This window comes from Planktothrix rubescens CCAP 1459/22 (assembly GCA_904830895.1).
Lineage (GTDB): Bacteria > Cyanobacteriota > Cyanobacteriia > Cyanobacteriales > Microcoleaceae > Planktothrix > Planktothrix agardhii.
Window position 1 is genome coordinate 2,849,438 of sequence record LR882958.1, and the last position, 16,959, is coordinate 2,866,396.

The 16,959-nt window shown below is 39.8% G+C and carries 17 protein-coding genes; 7 read left to right on the forward strand and 10 right to left on the reverse strand.

Annotated features, from left to right (window positions below; genetic code table 11):
- Positions 1 to 26: 26 nt before the first annotated feature.
- On the reverse strand, positions 27 to 1,196 hold the full coding sequence (locus tag NMG86_RS13355; protein WP_237157146.1) for a type IV pilus twitching motility protein PilT: 1,170 nt from the start codon (positions 1,194 to 1,196) through the stop codon (positions 27 to 29).
- Positions 1,197 to 1,460: 264 nt separating this feature from the next.
- Here NMG86_RS13355 and NMG86_RS13360 point away from each other — a divergent pair, with 264 nt between their 5' ends.
- From NMG86_RS13360 to NMG86_RS13375, 4 genes are all read left to right on the forward strand, one after another.
- Complete coding sequence (locus tag NMG86_RS13360; protein ID WP_026786550.1) at positions 1,461 to 2,642, forward strand: DUF58 domain-containing protein; 1,182 nt, start codon at positions 1,461 to 1,463, stop codon at positions 2,640 to 2,642.
- A 128-nt stretch (positions 2,643 to 2,770) separates the two neighbouring features.
- Entirely contained in the window at positions 2,771 to 3,133 is a 363-nt protein-coding gene (locus NMG86_RS13365; protein ID WP_026786549.1) for a ferredoxin-thioredoxin reductase catalytic domain-containing protein, read from the forward strand.
- Between the two features lie 98 nt (positions 3,134 to 3,231).
- Complete coding sequence (locus tag NMG86_RS13370) at positions 3,232 to 3,645, forward strand: DUF309 domain-containing protein (RefSeq protein WP_026786548.1); 414 nt, start codon at positions 3,232 to 3,234, stop codon at positions 3,643 to 3,645.
- A gap of 161 nt (positions 3,646 to 3,806) precedes the next feature.
- A complete protein-coding gene (locus NMG86_RS13375; RefSeq protein WP_026797839.1) occupies positions 3,807 to 4,880 on the forward strand; it encodes a D-alanine--D-alanine ligase family protein in 1,074 nt (357 codons plus the stop codon).
- A 56-nt stretch (positions 4,881 to 4,936) separates the two neighbouring features.
- Here the strand turns inward: NMG86_RS13375 and hpsU are convergent, their stop codons facing one another.
- The 5 genes from hpsU to NMG86_RS13400 all read right to left on the reverse strand — a co-directional run bounded on the left by hpsU (position 4,937) and on the right by NMG86_RS13400 (position 9,219).
- Entirely contained in the window at positions 4,937 to 5,503 is a 567-nt protein-coding gene (gene hpsU, locus NMG86_RS13380; protein WP_026786546.1) for a hormogonium polysaccharide biosynthesis acetyltransferase HpsU, read from the reverse strand.
- Positions 5,504 to 5,506: 3 nt separating this feature from the next.
- Positions 5,507 to 6,433 (reverse strand): glycosyltransferase family 2 protein, encoded by a 927-nt coding sequence (locus NMG86_RS13385; protein WP_026797840.1) that lies wholly within the window; start codon positions 6,431 to 6,433, stop codon positions 5,507 to 5,509.
- A 44-nt stretch (positions 6,434 to 6,477) separates the two neighbouring features.
- A complete protein-coding gene (locus NMG86_RS13390) occupies positions 6,478 to 7,422 on the reverse strand; it encodes a glycosyltransferase family 2 protein (RefSeq protein WP_026797841.1) in 945 nt (314 codons plus the stop codon).
- 64 nt (positions 7,423 to 7,486) lie between these two features.
- A complete protein-coding gene (locus tag NMG86_RS13395) occupies positions 7,487 to 8,095 on the reverse strand; it encodes a DUF3611 family protein (RefSeq protein ID WP_026797842.1) in 609 nt (202 codons plus the stop codon).
- 86 nt (positions 8,096 to 8,181) lie between these two features.
- Complete coding sequence (locus NMG86_RS13400) at positions 8,182 to 9,219, reverse strand: AI-2E family transporter (RefSeq protein ID WP_042152227.1); 1,038 nt, start codon at positions 9,217 to 9,219, stop codon at positions 8,182 to 8,184.
- An 18-nt stretch (positions 9,220 to 9,237) separates the two neighbouring features.
- Between NMG86_RS13400 and NMG86_RS13405 the strand changes: the two genes are divergently transcribed.
- A complete protein-coding gene (locus tag NMG86_RS13405) occupies positions 9,238 to 10,173 on the forward strand; it encodes a WD40 repeat domain-containing protein (RefSeq protein ID WP_026797843.1) in 936 nt (311 codons plus the stop codon).
- Positions 10,174 to 10,241: 68 nt separating this feature from the next.
- On the opposite strand, the gene NMG86_RS13410 is transcribed toward NMG86_RS13405, so the two are convergent.
- Together NMG86_RS13410 and pyrG are read right to left on the reverse strand one after the other, a co-directional pair.
- Positions 10,242 to 10,661: a hypothetical protein gene (locus NMG86_RS13410; protein WP_026786541.1), complete on the reverse strand. Its 420-nt coding sequence runs from the start codon at positions 10,659 to 10,661 to the stop codon at positions 10,242 to 10,244.
- Positions 10,662 to 10,909: 248 nt separating this feature from the next.
- Positions 10,910 to 12,580, reverse strand: coding sequence for a CTP synthase (pyrG, locus tag NMG86_RS13415; RefSeq protein ID WP_043938614.1), 1,671 nt, complete (start codon positions 12,578 to 12,580; stop codon positions 10,910 to 10,912).
- Positions 12,581 to 12,852: 272 nt separating this feature from the next.
- On the opposite strand from pyrG, the gene psbP reads away from it, so the two are divergent.
- The gene (gene psbP, locus NMG86_RS13420; protein ID WP_026786540.1) at positions 12,853 to 13,398 is read left to right on the forward strand and encodes a photosystem II reaction center PsbP; all 546 of its coding nucleotides are present in this window, start codon (positions 12,853 to 12,855) and stop codon (positions 13,396 to 13,398) included.
- 9 nt (positions 13,399 to 13,407) lie between these two features.
- Positions 13,408 to 14,031: a Maf family protein gene (locus NMG86_RS13425; protein WP_026797844.1), complete on the forward strand. Its 624-nt coding sequence runs from the start codon at positions 13,408 to 13,410 to the stop codon at positions 14,029 to 14,031.
- 125 nt (positions 14,032 to 14,156) lie between these two features.
- On the opposite strand, the gene NMG86_RS13430 is transcribed toward NMG86_RS13425, so the two are convergent.
- Both NMG86_RS13430 and glmU read right to left on the reverse strand, forming a co-directional pair.
- Entirely contained in the window at positions 14,157 to 15,164 is a 1,008-nt protein-coding gene (locus NMG86_RS13430) for a homogentisate phytyltransferase (RefSeq protein WP_043938612.1), read from the reverse strand.
- A gap of 134 nt (positions 15,165 to 15,298) precedes the next feature.
- The gene (glmU, locus tag NMG86_RS13435; RefSeq protein ID WP_026797845.1) at positions 15,299 to 16,663 is read right to left on the reverse strand and encodes a bifunctional UDP-N-acetylglucosamine diphosphorylase/glucosamine-1-phosphate N-acetyltransferase GlmU; all 1,365 of its coding nucleotides are present in this window, start codon (positions 16,661 to 16,663) and stop codon (positions 15,299 to 15,301) included.
- Positions 16,664 to 16,959 lie beyond the last annotated feature (296 nt).

A 16,959-nucleotide genomic window follows, 5' to 3' on the forward strand; every position in this document is an offset into this window, starting at 1 on the left:
AAATTTGACACTCAGACTTGAGGATTCTAACTAAAGGGGGATTTACCTTCTTTAAACTGGCGGGTGATACCCCCAGCGTCGATCCCAGCAATACGGAAGCGACGGTCTAAGTCCGTGGCGTCGGGAGAGGTTTTTTCGGCTTCTTCCATGGTGACTCGGGCAGCAATTACCTGTTCAAATAGGGCTTGGTTAATCAGTTGCATTCCTTCATAGGTATCGGATTCCATTAACTGTAGGGCGCTTTCCTCATCGCCTTTGAGCAGATAATCTCGCATGGCTGGGGTATTAACTAAAACATCGTGAACCGCCGTCCGTTTATTATCCACGGTGGGAACTAATAATTGAGCAATCACCGCCACTAAGGAATCACAAATCTGAATCCGTACCGCCGGCTGTTCGTCTACATTAAACAGGTTTAACAGACGATTAACCGCATTTAAAGCGTTGCGGGTATGGAGAGTTCCTAAAACTAAGTGACCCGTTTGAGAGGCTTGTAAAGCGGTATTAACAGTGGTGCGATCGCGCATTTCCCCAATTAAAATCACATCGGGATCTTCCCTCAAAACTGCGCGTAATGCGTTATTAAATTCTAAGGTATGTAACCCCACTTCCCGTTGACTAATTAAACACATTTTTGAGGGGTGAACAAATTCAATCGGGTCTTCAATTGTGACAATATGTTTTTTAGCTGTTTCATTCAAGTGACGAATCATCGCCGCTAGGGTCGAAGATTTCCCTGAACCCGTTGGCCCTGTAATTAAGATTAAACCCTGGGGAGAAGCAATAATATTTTTCAGAACTTGAGGTAATCCTAATTCATCAATAGAGGGAATTTGCAGATGAATTAAACGTAAAACCATCGCGCCTCCGGTCAGGGAATCAAAACAATTCACCCGACAGCGCACCAACCCCGGATAAAATACGGCTGTGTCTAGTTCCTTTGTGTCCGCGAACTGTTTGCGCTGATGGGGAGTCAGAACCTCATCCAAATAATGTTCAAATAGTTCAGGAGTGACCTTAGCTTGATCCTTGGCTCTAGTCATTTGACCCTGAATCCTAAATCGAGGCGTATGTCCGACCCGAATATGAATATCTGAGGCTTTTTTGCTATAAGCATCTTTAACCATCATTTTGATCGAAGATGCAGGATTGATAGCCACGGATGAAGGCTCCAATGCACTAGGAGGTGGAGGCATTTTGGGGGCGGGCTTGGGGGAAGCGGAATGGGTCATGGTTATTTGGCTGACTTCAACACAGTTTGGCATTAAGTGAATTATAAAGAATATATAGCAATCCTATTTGAGTTGTCATATTTTTTCAAATTTAACCCTGACGGTAGGGGTAATTCATGAATTACCCCTACCGCGATTGATTTAGGATTGCTATATATCTCCCCTGTCGGCTTTGTAAAAATTTTGTAACCCAACCCTAATCTCCTTTGTCCTCAATTACTTTTGATCATGAAAAAAAATCGGTTTAAATTACAACGTTGGTTAGAATCTCATGCGGTAACTCCTGATTATAGTGGTGGATTACTGATCGGATTATCTATATTTTTCTTTGGCTCCGCTACTAATACCATGGCGGGATGGTTATATGTGATTAGTGGAATTAGTTTTGCTTTATTAGCGATCGCCGCAATTTTACCCCAACGTTCCCTATCAGCCCTAAACATTAAACGAGAAACCATTCACCCCGTGAGTGTGGGAGATGATTTAACCCTGGAATTAACGATTGAAAATTCTAGCCATCAAGCGAGAACGCTGATTCAAGTTCAGGATTTATTACCCCCCAATTTAGGAAAATCTACCACAGTTATTGAACATTTACCTCCCCATGAATCTCGTCCTTATGTAACTTATATTCCCACCCAGAAACGCGGAATTTATCATTGGCTGGGAGTGCAATTAAGAACCGCCACACCCCTAGGATTATTCTGGTGTAGTCGGGAACGAGAAGCCCCAGCAACGGCAATTGTTTATCCGTTAGTTTTGCCCTTAACCACCTGTCCTATAATTGATGAAATGGGACAGGATTATAACCCGAATGTCTATGAAAATCGTCAATTTCAAATGGCAACCGAAGGCATTACCCGCACCTTAAGACCCTATCGTTATGGTGATGCTACCCGTTTAATTCATTGGCGTTCTAGTGCGCGTTATGGAGAATTACGGGTCAGGGAATTGGAAACTTCTAATGGCGGTCAAGAAGTTATTATTGGTTTAGATAGTAGTTTTTTCTGGCAACCCGATGATTTTGAACAAGCTGTAATTGCCGCCGCTTCTTTATATTTTTATGCGTCTCACAGTCAATTAAATGTGCAGTTATGGACGGCAAAAACTGGACTGGTTTCTGGTAATCGAGTGGTTCTGTATACCTTAGCAGATGTTCAGTATGGGGAAGATAGAGTTATAGAAAATTTCCCTAACTTGCCGATAATTTGGTTAACTCAAAATCCTGAATCTTTAGAAAAATTGCCCAGGGCAAGTCGTTGGTTGCTTTGGCCAAATTCTTCTGCCCCATTGCCTCAGAAAAAAAACGATAACCCCGGCCAAAAGTTAGCTAATTTGGGATTAGAAATTATTCCCGATCAACCTCTAAAATCTCAACTGCAATCTTCCTTGAGAAAATCAAATTTTTAGTCTATTAATCAGGATGAATTAATTTTTTTTTCTGTAATTTCATTGATCCTGTATCCTGTTATTTTCCAAATTGACACCCCTTGCGGTAGAATTAAAATAGTATTGTTATACAAATTACACGCCGATCCATGACCCCAGAAACTAACGATAAATTATCCACTCAAAAGAGCTTAATGGCGATGAAGCAGTTCTCCGAACAGTATGCCGTACGCACGGGAACTTACTTCTGCGCCGATCCTTCGGTAACTGCTGTGGTAATTGAAGGTTTAGCTAAACATAAAGATGAGTTGGGGGCGCCTCTTTGTCCCTGTCGTCATTATGAAGATAAGGAGGCTGAAGTTAAAAATACCTTTTGGAATTGTCCATGTGTTCCCATGCGAGAACGCAAGGAATGTCATTGTATGTTATTCCTAACCTCTGATAATGATTTTGCTGGAGATCAACAAAAAATTTCCCTAGAAGAAATTGAAAAAGTTCGCTCCACCTTGTAATAATTTTATCTAGTTTTGGTGTTAGGTCTTTGATTGTAGGGGGGATAGAGTTAGTAAATTCTGACTCATATCTAGTTTTAGGTTAGGAGTTTAAATCCATGCAAGAGGAAATTCCCAAGGCGTTTTGGCAAGGAGTTGAAGAATTTAATCAACAACAATTCTATGCTTGTCACGACACTTTAGAGGCTTTGTGGATGGAAGCACCACAACTGGAGAAAAAATTCTATCAAGGAGTTTTACAAATCGCTGTCGGGTTGTATCATTTAAGCCAAAAAAATTGGAAAGGATCTGTTATTTTGATGGGGGAAGGATTGGCAAAGCTAGACTATTATTATCCTGATTATAGTGGGATTGATGTAGAACAGTTGATGGATGAAACAAGCCAACTTTTAAAAGCATTACAAATAGCTGGATCTGAAAAAGTAGAGGAGTTTTTACCCTTGATAGAGCCTCAAGGTATTGTCCAGGGTTTGAAATTACCGAAAATTCAAAAAATTAGACATAGGGAATAGGGATCACGGATTTAACAGGATTTCACGGATTTCACGGATTTTAATCTGTGTTAATTTGCGTAATTCTATTGAATCCGTGATCGATAATGGGTTAATAAATCAACTATTAACTCTTAAACTGATAACTGATAACTGTTTACTGATCACTGATTCCGATGGCTATGACTAAATTACGGGTGGGATTATTATTTGGTGGGTGTTCTGGTGAACATGAAGTTTCGATTAGTTCTGCTAGAGCGATCGCCAAAGCCTTAACAACTGGTGAAAATACAACTCGATACGAACTGATACTCGTATATATTCAAAAAAATGGGGTTTGGAAAGATAGCGATATTGCTCAACAGGTTTTAGAGTCAGGAAAACCTCTATTAATTACCGATGAAGCTCAACGTCGCGATCGCATTCCTCAAGATATTAATTTATCAGAAATTGACCTTTGGTTTCCGATTTTACACGGCCCCAATGGAGAGGATGGAACTATTCAAGGGTTATTAACTTTAATGCAGGTTCCCTTTGTGGGGTCTGGGGTATTGGGTTCGGCGATTGGGATGGATAAAATTGCGATGAAAATGGCATTTTCTCAAGCGGGTTTACCTCAAGTTAAATATAAACTGGTGATGCGATCGCAAATTTATTCAAACCCCTGTATTTTCCCAAAATTATGTGATGAATTAGAAGCGGAATTAGGTTATCCGTGTTTTGTGAAACCTGCTAATTTAGGTTCATCCGTTGGCATTTCTAAAGTCAGAAATCGTCAAGAATTAGAAACTGCTTTAGATAACGCAGCCAGTTATGATCGACGGATTATTGTAGAAGCGGGAGTCATTGCTAGGGAAGTAGAATGTGCCGTATTAGGAACAGATAGACCCAAGGCTTCTGTAGTTGGAGAAATTACCTTTAATAGTGATTTCTACGATTATGAAACCAAATATACCGAAGGCAAAGCCGATCTATTTATCCCAGCAAAAATTAGCGATGAAATTGCTAATAAAATTAAAGAAATGGCTGTTGAAGCATTTTTAGCCGTCGATGCAGCCGGGTTAGGACGGGTTGACTTTTTCTATGTGGAAAAAACTGGAGAAATTTTAATTAATGAAATTAATACTCTCCCTGGTTTTACGGCTACGAGTATGTATCCTCAACTGTGGGCTGCAACGGGGGTTTCTTTCCCTGAATTGGTGCATCAATTAATCCAATTTGCCTTAGAAAGACATTCAGAAATTAAACGGGATTAAAACTAAAACTAGGAGAAAAACAGACCTCTTAATTCCCTATTCCCTATTCCCTTAAATTAGTGCATCGGTCTGGGATAACAGGGACGACAGGGAGAACCGATACAAACTTGGTCGGAGGGCATAGTTTTAAATACACTACTACGCGCTCCAATCACTGAATTTGAACCGATTTTAACCCCTGGCCCAACAAAACAATCCATACCTACCCAAACCCCATTTTCAATATCAATGGGGGCTGTTTTTAATTCAAACTTAGGATCTTTAATATCATGACCTCCGGTGCATAAATAGCTTTTTTGGGAAATAACGCAATGTTCTCCCACGGTAATTTCATCTAAACTATAAAACACCACATCATCCCCAATCCAACTATAATTCCCGACGGTGACTTTCCAAGGATAGGTAAATCGGGCTGTGGGACGGACTATCACCCCCTGACCAACTTTACCGCCAAATAATCGTAGGATTTGACAGCGAATTCCATTAAAAGGATGTAAAGTGAGGGGAAATGCGATCGCTTGTACTAACCACCATAACAACACAAACCAACCCGGTTTTCCCCGATCAAAATTAGATTGATCATATTGGCGTAAATCCACAAAAGTTGTTTCTTCTTGCAACATAAATCAATGGGAAATGGGAGGTTTATCAGGTTTTGGGGTGACATTTAATTGACCGCCAAATGTACGCAATTCAAATAATTTCACCCCGATTTGATATTCATATTGACTTAAAAGACGGCCATAAATATATCCGGCTTTGCCATCTAAGAATCCCAAGCGGATGACATAAAATATAATAAACCTTAATAGGGGTTTAAAGGGTAATCTCACCCAAATTTTCTTTAAGAATCGTTTGCGTTGAACCGAATCCCCAAATAGATCAGCACCAATAGTTTTGCTGTCATCTGTCCCCATCAAAGTATTATAATAAACCCGAGCTTCCCAATTAGAATAACGATTATGGCGTTCAATCCAGTGGAATAAATCTCGAAAATCTTCATGGAGCATATCATTTTTCAGATATCCCACTTGACCGGAAGACATGACAACGTGCTCATGAACTTCATTATCCCCAGTATTGGGAACATCTTCCGTATTTAAGTTTTCATAACGGCCTAATTTATGCTTAAATAAACGTAAATTCCAGTCGGGATATTTGCCCCCATGACGCACCCAAGTTCCTAAAAAGAAGACCCGACGATTAATATAATATCCTGTATATTCTGGGTTTTTGATTACTTCGGCAATTTCATCCCAAGACTCAGGAGTAATTCTTTCATCACCATCTACAATTAACACCCATTCATTTCTAAAGGGTAAGGTTTCTAATGACCAATTTTTCTTTTTCGGCCATCCTCCTTTAAAATAAAATTGAACCACCTTAGCCCCATAATCTTCGGCGATTTCTACACTGCGATCGCTACTTTGGGAATCAACAACAAAAATCTCATCAGCCCGGGCTACACTAGCTAAACAGGCAGGTAAATTAGACTGTTCATTTCTAGCAGGAATCAATACAGAAACCGGAAGTTTGGAGGGATTAGAATTCATAATTAAACTTAACAATAGATAAAATGATTGACCACGATTGCGATTTATTTTTGAGAATTCTCTCGTTTAGATTCAGAATGAACTAAACCACAAATTGCAGCACCCAAATAGCCGATTTGACCATAAGCATACACGAAATTATCAAATCGTAAGGCAGGATTACGAAAATATTTAAGGGTTTTGTATAACCCTCGGATAATGCGCTCCCCACCTCGTCCGAGTTGTACCATTCCATCCCGCCCTGCTAACTGTTCCCGATAACATTCGCTAATGCCTTGCCACCATCCCCGCTCCATAAACCAAGCTCTGTTGACCCGTTCCGGTGCAACATGGTGGGCAACTAACGCTTCAGGAACATAAGCGACTTGCCAACCTTGTTGGAGGGCGAGTTCAGTCATCTGTAATTCTTCGTTAGATAATAACCGTTTTCCCACCCGACCCAAATTGACATCAAAACCGCCAATTTTCTCTAAGAAACTGCGACGGATGGAATAATTTAACCCTCTGGGTGTCAAACCAGGATTTTTAATTTCAACCCACTGGTCTCCCAAATTGTATTCACCCAAATTTCCGGCTAAATTATCAGACAACCAAGGTGGGGGAATGATTCCCTCTGGCCAAATCAATGTGACTTTCCCCCCAGCGATCGCCAGTTTCGGGTGATTTTCATAAGCCGAATATAACACTCTTAACCATTGAGGTGTAGCAATAGCATCATCATCTAAATAGGCAATAATGGGGCTTTGGGAGTTTTTTGCCCCTGTATTACGAGCAACGGATAACCCCGGAACTGGTTCATAGATATATCGCAGTTCAGGATTCGGAAGACGGCTTTCAACTACTTGACGAGTTCTATCCGTTGAAGCATTATCAACAACAATAATTTCAAAATCACTAAAATCTTGTTGCAGTAGACTATCAATCGCTAAACCCAAATATTGTTCTCGATTGTGAGTACAAATAATCGCAGAAATAAGGGATTGTGACATAAATTATACTCCATTATATTGCTTAAAAACAAGGTGCAATCGGTTAATAAATACAGAGTATGTATTAGCAATTAGACTGATGGGAACCGACGCGAGTTAATAACCACAAACTCACGATAATTCCGATTACCTCCGCAGCCATGGCACTTAGCATAGCCTGAATTGCAATTAGATTGAACGGAGTGACAATAGAACCCGGATTCAAAACCGTTGTCCCCGGAGTTGGAGTCAGAATTTTAGACCCTCCTGGGGGTAAGGTTAGCATCCGATACAATAAGGTTCCCACAATTAAGAAACCTACTAAAATTACACAGATCATACCGATAAGATTAATCACAATTCCAATCCATAGGGCATGAACTACTTCTGCTTTCGGGGGGCGTTCATTCGGGTCTTCTAATTTACCGCCAATTTGAGTGTATCGGAAACACCAATAAATTGTAAAAATTAAAGCAAATAAACAGCCATATCCTAAAACTATAACCAAGGCCGAATTTTGCGAATTAGAAGGAGAAGCCGGTCTCAAAAACAGCACAAAAATTAAAAGCAATATGGGAATGATTGCTAAGATAGATTGCACCCAAAACCCCAGATAACCCAAACGACGAAAATCTTGGGCAATTTCATGAATATTAGGAGAATTTGAGTCATAGTTTAGATAGGGGTCAACCATTTTTTTCCTTGGGTAATTTAAAAAGAGGGAATAGGGAATAGGGAATAGGGAATAGGGAATAGGGAATAGGTAAGAGTTGACCTCCTCTAATCACCTAATTTCCATTGATCTAATAAATCATTGAGTAAAAGTTCTTGAATCCAAATTTTACTAACTACGGTTAAGGGTAAAGCTAAAACTAAGCCTAACACGCCGAAAAAGGTGGCAAAAAAGATTTGGGCTATTAAGGTGATCGCGGGTAACAGATCGACCTGTTTTTGCATGACTAGGGGACTAAACCAATAGCTTTCTAAGTTTTGAATAATAACGTATAAGATAATCACTGCCAAGGCTTTCCAGGGTGTATCTAATAAGGCAACCGCAACGGGAAAAACTACGCTAGCTGTTGGCCCAATATTAGGAACAAAGTTAAAGATTCCCGCTAATAGGGCGTGGGCAAAAACAAAGGGAACCCCCAAAATTAATAGACCAATGGCACTTAAAACTGCCACAAAGGTGGAAGTAATCACAATACCCCCCATCCATTGCAACAGGACTATTTCACATTGAGATAGAATATAATCTGTCCGATTGCGATAAAATGAGGGAAATAGACGCACAAATCCTTGACGATAGGACAAAGGATCTGCTAATAACATTAAGGTAAATATTAATACTAATACAAACTGTAAAAAATTGCCAATCGAGTTAGAAAAGAACGCAAAGAAATTTCCCAATAGCTTTTGAGCTAGGGGCCCAACTTGTTGCGCTATTTGAGTAACATTCGGCAGTTCAATATTCAGATTCGGAAGCCAAGTTGGAGGATTCTTAATCAGATTATTCAGCCAAATCAGAAATTTATCGTATCCGACGGGAACCAGTTTAATTAGTTCTTGAAATTGACCCCAAAATGGAGGTAAGACTACACTAATCAACACCGCACCCATGATCGTAATTAAAGTCAGTGACAACAGAACAGCCCACCCTCGCTTGAGTCCAAGCCGTTGTATCCGACGGACTAAACTATTAATTGCAATTGAGAAAACAACCGAGGTAAAGACCAGCAGTAAGATCTGCCTAAACTGCCATAGAATAATTAAAGCAATAATTAAACAAAGAAACCCGATCCAGTCTGCTAGTTTCAAGAGATTAACTCCTTCAATATGCTACAGCCTCAACTTTCAAATTGGGAATGTTACAATACCCTTCCTATCCATTCCGATGCAGTCCGAGTGGTGGCGATTAGTTATGATGGCCAAATTCTTGCCAGTCGTAGTGATGATACCACTTTACAACTCTATAACTTAAAAACCCCCTGCCAGCCTATCATTCTAGCTGATAATTTAGAGCGAGAATATCAGGGTTATGGGTTAACATTCAGTCCAAATTCTCCCATACTAGCGATTGAATCTGACAAAAATGTTCATCTTTGGAATGTAATTACCCGTCAAAATCAAGTATTGGACTTAGGATTATCGGTTCCGATTTGTTCCTTAGCCTTTAGTCCTAATGGTCAACTTCTAGCTGCGGGAAGTTTTGATGGTATGATTGGGTTTTGGGATTTAACCTCTAATCAACCCCTCCCCCCTTTAAAAGCCCATTTCTTTCCGATTTGGTCATTAGCTTTCAGTCCCGATGGTTTGACTTTGGCTAGTGGGAGTGGAGATGGCACAGTAGGATTATGGAGTTTAGATCACCGACATTCCGATGCTCTTTTAGTCGGTCATTCCTTCCCCGTTTGGTCGGTGGCTTTTAGTCCCGATGGTTTAACTTTGGCTACGGGGAGTGAGGACAAAACCATTAAACTCTGGTGGCTGGAAATTGGCCAGGAGTTAGTAACTTTCCTTGGTCACACGGGTACTGTGGAATCCCTGATTTTTTCCCCAAACGGTAAAATTTTAGTCAGTGCTAGTCAAGATCAAACCTTAAAGCTATGGCAAATTAGCCCAAATTTACAGGTCGGAAACCAATCAGACCCGATTCAGACCCTCACTGGTCATACAGGTGGGATTGGGACGGTGGCTTATAGTCCTTCTGAAGATTTAATTGTCAGTGGAAGTACGGATGGAACAATTAAACTTTGGCGACAAAGGGGTTGAGGGGAGACAAGGAATTTAAACTCCTTCTATTACCCATTCGTAATTCGTAATTCGTAATTCGTAATTATTTATAGCAAAGAATGTCCGGTTTTGTTATGAATAAAATCTAAAATTTTAGAATAGGCTTCAGCATTGGTTTGAGGGTTAATAATAACGGGTTCTTTACCATCGGGAAGCCAAAATGTAATCCGTTGGCTGGTATCAATTACAAAGGTATTAAGACGATTCAAGTCAATAATATATTCATGACGATCATAAATAATTTTAACCCAATAGTTCGTTGGGCAATGGGTTGTAATTCTTTGAATATACCCCAAAATATCCTCATAGGTTTTGGGATTAATTTGATGGTTAATAATCATTTGTTTGCCATTAGCTGGCAACCAAAACGCAATCCGTTTGTTAAATCCAGACGCAAACGCACTTACACTATCGAGATCAACGAGATAGGTTTCTCGCTCATAATTCATTTTGATCCAGTACGCCACAAAACCTCCTCAGACCTGTGAATCCTTCCCGGGACTCAACTCACTTGTAAATCGGATCAACAGACTAGAGGACAATGATCGCTTACCCATTCTGTATCATTATAGAATAATTAACGGTCAGATAGGATCAAAATCTCCCCTGAAATTAGAAATTGATGCCCCTGCTCTTTCTTTCTGACTAAGTTAACAATTCTAGGATAATTCAGCCTAAGAATTAAACAGGGAATTAGAATGCAACCCGGTCGGGTCTAATTTTCCATGGGTAGGGTGCTGTCCTTTAGGTTGGGCTGAGATTCTAATAAATGGGTTGCTGCGGCCACAAATCCTTGAAATAGCGGGTGAGGACTATTTGGCCGGGATTGAAATTCGGGGTGAAATTGGGTAGCCACGAAAAAGGGATGGTTGGATAATTCAATAATTTCTACTAAACGGCCATCGGGAGAAGTTCCACTAATCAGATATCCAGATTCTAAGAATAGTGTTCGGTAGGCATTATTGAATTCATAACGATGACGATGGCGTTCATAAATAACTTCCTGTTGATACAGTTTAAACGCTAAAGTATCCGGTTGTAAGCGGCAGGGATATAATCCTAAACGCATGGTTCCTCCCAAGTCTACTACATCCTGTTGTTCTGGTAATAAATGAATTACAGGATTAGGGGTTTGGGGATCAAATTCAGCACTATGCGCCCGCTCTAGTTTAGCAATATGACGCGCCCATTCAATCACAGAACATTGCATTCCTAAACATAACCCCAGGAAGGGTATTTTATGTTTTCTGGCATATTCAATCGCCATAATTTTACCATCGGTTCCTCGCTGTCCAAACCCGCCAGGAACGACAATTCCTTGCACATTTTTGAGATAATTTTCGGGATTATTCCCCTCAATATCTTCGGAATTAATCCACTCTAAATGTAATTCTACTCCCTCCTGAATGGCCGCATGACGCAGGGATTCTACCACCGATAAATAGGCATCGCTCAACTGGATATATTTGCCCACAATGGCGATTTTAATTTGAGGATGGGGGAGGGGACATTTTGTATTTATATCCCGATGATAAAGCCGATCAACTAAAGTTTGCCATGCGGTTAAATTCGGTTGTCGTTGTTCTAATTGTAACAGTTTTAAACTCTGTTCGGCAAGTCCTTCTTTCTCTAAAAGTAAGGGGACTTCATAAATACTATCTGCATCGGGGGAAGTAATAATACAATCAGCTTCTACATCACAAAAACCAGCAATTTTTTCTTTAATTCCGAGGGGGATTTGGCGTTCACAACGACAGACTAAAATATCCGGTTGAATCCCAATTGATCGTAATTCTTTAACCGAATGTTGGGTCGGTTTGGTTTTCATTTCCCCCGCCACACCAATCCAAGGAATTAAAGTAACGTGCAGATAAATAACATTTTTCCGACCCACATCCTTCCTAAATTGACGAATTGCTTCTAAAAAAGGTAGGGATTCAATATCACCAACGGTTCCCCCAACTTCCGTAATTACCACATCAGGATTCGTGTTTTTTGCCACTCGATGAATCCGTTCTTTGCATTCATTAGTAATATGAGGAATGACTTGAACCGTACCTCCTTGATAGTCTCCCCGACGTTCTTTATTAATCACCGCTTGATAAATAGCCCCGGCCGTGACACTATTAAGACGGGACATGGAGGTATCGGTGAAACGTTCATAATGTCCTAAGTCCAAGTCCGTCTCCGCCCCATCTTCGGTCACAAAGACTTCGCCATGTTGAAATGGACTCATGGTTCCAGGGTCAACATTAATATAGGGATCGAGTTTAAGAATGGATACGGAATAGTTCCGCGACTTGAGCAGACGTCCTAAACTAGCGGCAACAATTCCTTTACCAATACTCGATACTACCCCACCCGTGATAAAAACAAACTTAGTCATAAAAAATTACCTGAGCGTCTCCAATGCTCTATCAATTGTGCCATAAAACCTGACAAAAATTTGAGATAAACTACCAAAAGTAGTAAGCCCTTCAGGGCTTATTAATTCTTGATCTATAAACCCATAATTAATCATAAATTATCCGATAATTCTAACTCCAAATTAATAAAAATTGAAACCAAAAGCCCGAATAATGAGAAAATAGGAAAATTGGGATCACCCTGATCACAACAAAATGCACTCATTCACGATTTTATGAGGAAAAAGATCAAATGTTCAAACGAATTTTAGCAATAGCTTTAGTCTGTTTTAGCCTGAGCTTAACAGGTTGTATATCCGTTGGCGCGGGATTAAATAGTTTTGTGGATACCGGAGATGGCTATGAATTTATCTATCCTAACGGATGGACACAGGTGAGTGTTGCTAACGGCCCCGATACGGTACTACACGATATGATTGAACAAGGTGAAAATGTTAGTGTGGTAATCAATCCGGTTTCTAATCCGAATCAAACCCTCGCAGAAATTGGCACTCCCACTGAGGTAGGATATACATTGAGTAAAAAAGCGATCGCCCCGGAAGGTTCAGGACGTACCGCAGAACTAATTAATGCAGAATCCTTTGAAAAAGGATCAAATCTTTATTATTGGTTAGAATACGCGGTACAACTTCCGAATGAACAAAAACGGCATGACTTTGCTAGTGTTACTATTAGTCGTGGAAACCTATTTACATTAAATGTTTCCACTACTGAAAAACGTTGGGAAAAAACTCAACAACTTTTAAAACAAGTGGTGCAATCTTTTAAAGTTTATTAATTGAGTTTCATGAATCAGCCCAATCGAATCACATTTATTTTAGCTTCTGCTTCCCCGGCGCGTAAACGGTTATTAGAAACCATTGGGATTCAGCCGATTATTCTCAAAAGTGATTTTGATGAATCCCAAATCGCAGATTCTAACCCTGTAGAATTAGTCCAAAAACTTGCCAAATGTAAAGCAGAAGTTATCACCCAAAGATTAATGAATCAACCTAAAAATGATGGGGAAATTCTATTGGTTTTGGGGTGTGATTCGGTTTTGGCTGTTGGGGGAGAAATTTATGGCAAACCTGCTAATATTGAGGAAGCGATCGCCCGTTGGCAAACCATGCGGGGTCAATTGGGACAACTGTATACGGGTCATGCTTTAATTAATGTTTCTACTGATCAAATATTAGTCTATTCTCAAACCACTAATGTCTATTTTGCTAATATTTCCGATAGTGAAATTAAGGATTATGTTGATACCGGAGAACCTTTAAATTGCGCTGGATGTTTTGCGATTGAAGGCAAGGGCGGTTTATTTATTGAAAAATTAGAAGGATGCCATACCAATGTGATTGGATTAAGTCTACCTTTATTAAGAAAAATGATCCAAGAATTAGGATATAATATTACTAACTTCTGGTAGCAACGCCCGCGCCAAATTATTAAACCACAAAGACACAAAGACATTAAAAGGATGATCCGCCCATCACTACACAAGGGTAATGATAGGCGATCGCTATTTAACCTATTGTCGCGCCATCATGATCTTCAAACGATCTTCAGGTTTAATGAAATGGTCGTGGTAAGCACCGAAAGGGGAAAGATTAAATATTCTAGGAAAAACAGTTTCCAAATAAATTGATAAAATCCGGTAATTGATTGTTTATCGCTTAAATCAATTGTTTGACTGCGCCACCATAATACTGTTAATAATATTAAATGACTGAATCCTAAAAATATGGGATTTAAGGAAGATTGTAATAGAAAACTCCCTAGAATCATTCCTAAATAACAAACAGTGATTATCCATAGAGATAAATTAAATACTGTTACGGTTCCTAATTTGATGGTTAATGTGTTAATCTGGAATTGGCGATCGCCTTCTAAATCAGGAATATCTTTGAAAATTGCGATCGCAACGGTAAATACTAAAACAAATAAGGTTAACGCCCAAACTGAAGGGGGAATTATCGGAATTGATGATATTGATTTTGCTGATAAAATCCAACTTAGGTGTAAATATAACCCTAAATTAACGATAATTCCTCTAACGGTAAAAATACAAAATGCCGCCCAAAATGGAAACCGTTTTAAACGAATTGGAGGTAAGGAGTAAGCTGTCCCCAATAGCAAACTAATTGTCACCATTCCCAATAAATAATAGCCTTGAAACGCTGCAATAGTTAAAGCTAAAATTCCGGTTATTCCGACAATCATTTGAGCTTGAAACTTGGAATATTCCCCCGATGCTAAGGGTAAATTGGGTTTATTAATCTGATCAATTTCAATATCTTCAAGTTGATTTAATCCAACAATATAAATATTACCAAAAATACAAGCTAACCAACTCCAAAATAAAGCTAGTAAACTGAAATTAAAACCAGGAAATTGCCTAAACTCACTAATAGCAATTAAATACATCCCCAACACACTTAAAGTTGTGCCAATAATGGTATGGGGACGGGAAAATTTCCAAAAATAGTATAACCCTGGAAAATTTTGTTGTATCAAATTAGGGGAAGAAATCATCACAGAGGGAGAAGAAGTTTTAGTCATATTAAAGCAGGGAACAGGGAATGGGCGATCTTAAACCCCCCGTGCACGAGGGGTTTGGGGGGGAGGGAACAAAGAATAGGATATCTAATGCCATCCTATTCTTTGGTAATTTCTCCTCCCTAATTCAATTAATATTATTCCGGTGATTCTAGTCGCCAACCGGGTTTAATTATTTGACGTTCCCGGGCAATGGCTAAACTATCATCAGGGATATCATCCGTAATAGTAGAACCTGCTGCCACAGTAACATCATTTCCCAAGGTTAGAGGGGCAACTAAAACACTATTTGCTCCGGTTTTTGTCCGGTCTCCGATTGTTGTTCGGTGCTTTTTCACCCCATCATAATTAGCGGTAATTGTTCCCGCCCCAATATTAACCTTATCTCCTAATGTGGCATCTCCTATATAAGATAAATGGGAAATATTAGTCCGATTTCCTACTTCGGTATTTTTTAATTCTACAAAATTCCCAACCCGACATTGTTCACCAACTTTTGCATGACCTCTTAAATGGGCATAGGGGCCAATACGGGTTCTATCAGCAACAACACTATCAGAAACGACGGAAAACTGCACCGTAACATTTTTTCCAATCTGACTATTTTCAATTAAACTTCCTGGGCCAATTCGACTTCCAGTTTGAATAATTGTATTTCCCCGTAGGTGAGTTTGGGGTTCAATAATCACATCGGTTTCTAACTTGACCGTATCATCAATGGTGACACTATCGGGGTCAATAATTGTTACCCCCGCCGCCATCCAATCGGTTTTCACCCAATCTTGCAAAACCCTATAGGAATTAGCCAGATGTTTGCGACTATTAACCCCTAAAATTTCTCGATAATCTGCGACATCCACCGCCATCACTTTATCTAAATGATGCACCGTATCGGTGAGATAATATTCCTGTTGATCATTATCGGCTTTCAGGTCGGGTAAAATTTTGGCTAACTGCGGCCAATTAAAACAATAAACCCCGGCATTAATTCGATGATTTTGCCGTTGAGCATCGGTACAATCCCGTTCTTCAACAATTTGATTAACTAAATTTTGACTATCACAAAATACCCGACCATATCCGGTAGGATTAGGAAAATGGGCAGCTAATAATGTCGCCCCGTTTCCATTTTCTTTGTGGATTTTAATTAACTGTTCTAAAGTGTCAGGACGTAATAAGGGAACATCCCCATTTAAAACGAGTAAATCTCCGGTAAAGTCTTTTAAATAGGGCAGTAATTGTTGAATTGCATGACCTGTCCCTAATTGTTCGGTTTGTTCAACAAATTCTAAACCAGGTTGCGTATCCGTTTTTTGCAGACTATCACGAACTAAATCGGCCCCATAGCCTACAATTATTAATCTACGGGAGGGTTGCAACTGGACACAACTCTCTAAAACCCGTTGAACTAAAGTGCGTCCTCCCAACTGATGCAGAACCTTGGGAAGATCAGATTTCATGCGAGTTCCGCGTCCCGCCGCTAAAATTGCTACCGCTACCATTTACTGTTTGGGTGTCAATTGTAAGTAACAGACACAATCATCGCATCCTCAAGTATCTTTTCACCAAAAAACGAGCGAGAAGCCCCTGGCTTTAGACATGGGGAGGAAAGTGGCTGCGGTTTCAACCGCCTTCAATATTTCCTGATCTAACTGATTGAAAAGTTGAGTTAGAATAGATCGTAAGTAAAACAACCATCTGCGTGTTGAAACACTCTAGTATCGGAGAAATCCCGGCACAGTGAGCCACCACACTCCTTGAGGAGTAGTAAGCCTGTATAACTGACAAGTAATGGCAG

What these genes read in the sequence shown, in the direction of transcription:
- NMG86_RS13355 (WP_237157146.1), bottom strand. Translation starts at nt 1,196, where the DNA reads ATGCCTCCACCTCCTAGTGCATTGGAGCCTTCATCCGTGGCTATCAAT.
- NMG86_RS13360 (WP_026786550.1), top strand. Translation starts at nt 1,461, where the DNA reads ATGAAAAAAAATCGGTTTAAATTACAACGTTGGTTAGAATCTCATGCG.
- NMG86_RS13365 (WP_026786549.1), top strand. Translation starts at nt 2,771, where the DNA reads ATGACCCCAGAAACTAACGATAAATTATCCACTCAAAAGAGCTTAATG.
- NMG86_RS13370 (WP_026786548.1), top strand. Translation starts at nt 3,232, where the DNA reads ATGCAAGAGGAAATTCCCAAGGCGTTTTGGCAAGGAGTTGAAGAATTT.
- NMG86_RS13375 (WP_026797839.1), top strand. Translation starts at nt 3,807, where the DNA reads ATGACTAAATTACGGGTGGGATTATTATTTGGTGGGTGTTCTGGTGAA.
- hpsU (WP_026786546.1), bottom strand. Translation starts at nt 5,503, where the DNA reads ATGTTGCAAGAAGAAACAACTTTTGTGGATTTACGCCAATATGATCAA.
- NMG86_RS13385 (WP_026797840.1), bottom strand. Translation starts at nt 6,433, where the DNA reads ATGAATTCTAATCCCTCCAAACTTCCGGTTTCTGTATTGATTCCTGCT.
- NMG86_RS13390 (WP_026797841.1), bottom strand. Translation starts at nt 7,422, where the DNA reads ATGTCACAATCCCTTATTTCTGCGATTATTTGTACTCACAATCGAGAA.
- NMG86_RS13395 (WP_026797842.1), bottom strand. Translation starts at nt 8,095, where the DNA reads ATGGTTGACCCCTATCTAAACTATGACTCAAATTCTCCTAATATTCAT.
- NMG86_RS13405 (WP_026797843.1), top strand. Translation starts at nt 9,238, where the DNA reads ATGCTACAGCCTCAACTTTCAAATTGGGAATGTTACAATACCCTTCCT.
- pyrG (WP_043938614.1), bottom strand. Translation starts at nt 12,580, where the DNA reads ATGACTAAGTTTGTTTTTATCACGGGTGGGGTAGTATCGAGTATTGGT.
- psbP (WP_026786540.1), top strand. Translation starts at nt 12,853, where the DNA reads ATGTTCAAACGAATTTTAGCAATAGCTTTAGTCTGTTTTAGCCTGAGC.
- NMG86_RS13425 (WP_026797844.1), top strand. Translation starts at nt 13,408, where the DNA reads ATGAATCAGCCCAATCGAATCACATTTATTTTAGCTTCTGCTTCCCCG.
- NMG86_RS13430 (WP_043938612.1), bottom strand. Translation starts at nt 15,164, where the DNA reads ATGACTAAAACTTCTTCTCCCTCTGTGATGATTTCTTCCCCTAATTTG.
- glmU (WP_026797845.1), bottom strand. Translation starts at nt 16,663, where the DNA reads ATGGTAGCGGTAGCAATTTTAGCGGCGGGACGCGGAACTCGCATGAAA.